Here is a 2,376-nt window from a genome sequence, read left to right as displayed (position 1 = left end):
TTTTTTCTCAAAAATCTTATCATATAAACAATAAAATGTTATACAATAATAGCCTTTCGAAATATGATGAGAAACTAAAATGACACAAACCACACTCAAACCCATTGTTTTATCTATTCTTTTAATCAGCACCCCCATCCTCTCCCAAGCGCATGAAACCGAGCAGTCGGTTGACTTGGAAGAGGTTACCGTCGTCGGTAAAAGCCGTCCGCGCGCCACTTCGGGTCTGTTGCACACTTCGACCGCCTCCGACAAAATCATCTCCGGCGATACCTTGCGCCAAAAAGCCGTCAACTTGGGTGATGCTTTAGACGGCGTACCGGGCATTCATGCCTCGCAATACGGCGGCGGCGCATCCGCTCCCGTTATTCGCGGTCAAACAGGCAGACGGATTAAAGTATTGAACCATCACGGCGAAACGGGCGACATGGCGGACTTCTCGCCCGACCATGCCTTGATGGTGGACAGCGCCTTGTCGCAACAAGTCGAAATCCTGCGCGGTCCGGTTACGCTCTTGTACAGCTCGGGCAATGTAGCCGGTTTGGTCGATGTTGCCGATGGAAAAATCCCCGAAAAAATGCCTGAAAACGGCGTATCGGGCGAAGCCGGATTACGTTTGAGCAGCGGCAATTTGGAAAAACTGACATCTGCAGGCATCAATATCGGCTTGGGCAACAACTTCGTGCTGCATACTGAAGGCTTGTACCGCAAATCAGGCGATTACGCCGTACCGCGCTATCAAAAAGAAGAAGGCCGTCTGAAACGACTGCCCGACAGCCATGCCAATTCAAAAACAGGCAGCATCGGCCTGTCTTGGGTTGGGGATAAAGGTTTCCTCGGCGTGGCGTACAGCGACCGTCGCGACCGCTACGGCCTGCCTGCCCACAGCCATCTCTACGACGACTGCCACGCCGACATCATCTGGCAGAAAAGTTTGATTAACAAACGCTATTTGCAGCTTTATCCGCACCTCTTGACCGAAGAAGACGTCGATTACGACAATCCGGGTTTGAGCTGCGGTTTCCACGACGATGATAATGCACACACCCATGTCCACAACGGCAAACCGTGGATAGACCTGCGCAACAAACGCTACGAACTCCGCGCCGAATGGAAGCAACCGTTCCCCGGTTTTGAAGCCCTGCGCGTACACCTAAGCCGCAATGACTACCACCACGACGAAAAAGCAGGCGATGCAGTAGAAAACTTCTTCAACAATAAAACACACAACGCCCGTATCGAGTTACGCCACCAACCCATAGGCCGTCTGAAGGGCAGCTGGGGCGTGCAATATTTGGGACAAAAATCCAGCGCGCTTTCCGCCATTCCCGAAACCGTCCAACAACCGATGTTGATTGACAACAATGTGCACCATTACAGCTTTTTCGGTGTAGAACAGGCAAACTGGGACAACTTCACGCTTGAAGGCGGCGTACGCGTGGAAAAACAAAAAGCCTCCATTCAGTACGACAAAGCATTGATTGATCGAGAAAACTACTACAACCAACCCCTGCCCGACCTCGGCGCGCATCGCCAAACCGTCCGTTCGTTCGCACTTTCGGGCAACTGGTATTTCACGCCCCAACACAAACTCAGCCTGACCGCCTCCCATCAGGAACGCCTGCCGTCAACGCAAGAGCTGTACGCACACGGCAAACACGTCGCTACCAATACCTTTGAAGTCGGCAACAAACACCTCAACAAAGAGCGTTCCAACAACATCGAACTCGCACTGGGCTACGAAGGCGACCGCTGGCAATACAATCTGGCACTCTACCGCAACCGCTTCGGCAACTACATTTACGCCCAAACCTTAAACGACGGACGCGGCCCCAAATCCATCGAAGACGACAGCGAGATGAAGCTCGTGCGCTACAACCAATCCGGCGCCGACTTCTACGGCGCAGAAGGCGAAATCTACTTCAAACCGACACCGCGCTACCGCATCGGCGTTTCCGGCGACTATGTACGAGGCCGTCTGAAAAACCTTCCATCCCTGCCCGGCAGGGAAGATGCCTACGGCAACCGTCCTTTCATCGTACAGGAAGACCAAAATGCCCCTCGTGTTCCGGCTGCGCGCCTCGGCTTCCACCTGAAAGCCTCGCTGACCGACCGTATCGATGCCAATTTGGACTACTACCGCGTGTTCGCCCAAAACAAACTCGCCCGCTACGAAACACGCACGCCCGGACACCATATGCTCAACCTCGGCGCAAACTACCGCCGCAATACGCGCTATGGCGAGTGGAATTGGTATGTCAAAGCCGACAATCTGCTCAACCAATCCGTTTACGCCCATAGCAGCTTCCTCTCTGATACGCCGCAAATGGGCCGCAGCTTTACCGGCGGCGTGAACGTGAAGTTTTAAAATCGGAC

Annotated in this window: 1 protein-coding gene; it reads left to right on the top strand. The window is 53.4% G+C overall.

Translation table 11 applies throughout. The features are described from left to right. The first annotated feature begins 79 nt into the window (after positions 1–79). Entirely contained in the window at positions 80–2,368 is a 2,289-nt protein-coding gene (znuD, locus tag ACTHSL_RS12410; protein WP_440381634.1) for a TonB-dependent zinc receptor ZnuD, read from the top strand. Positions 2,369–2,376: the final 8 nt, after the last annotated feature.

Source organism: Neisseria sp. P0008.S010 (assembly GCF_051962715.1).
Lineage (GTDB): Bacteria > Pseudomonadota > Gammaproteobacteria > Burkholderiales > Neisseriaceae > Neisseria > Neisseria elongata.
Note: the sequence above shows the minus strand (reverse complement) of the source record. Positions and strands in the feature narration are given on the sequence as shown.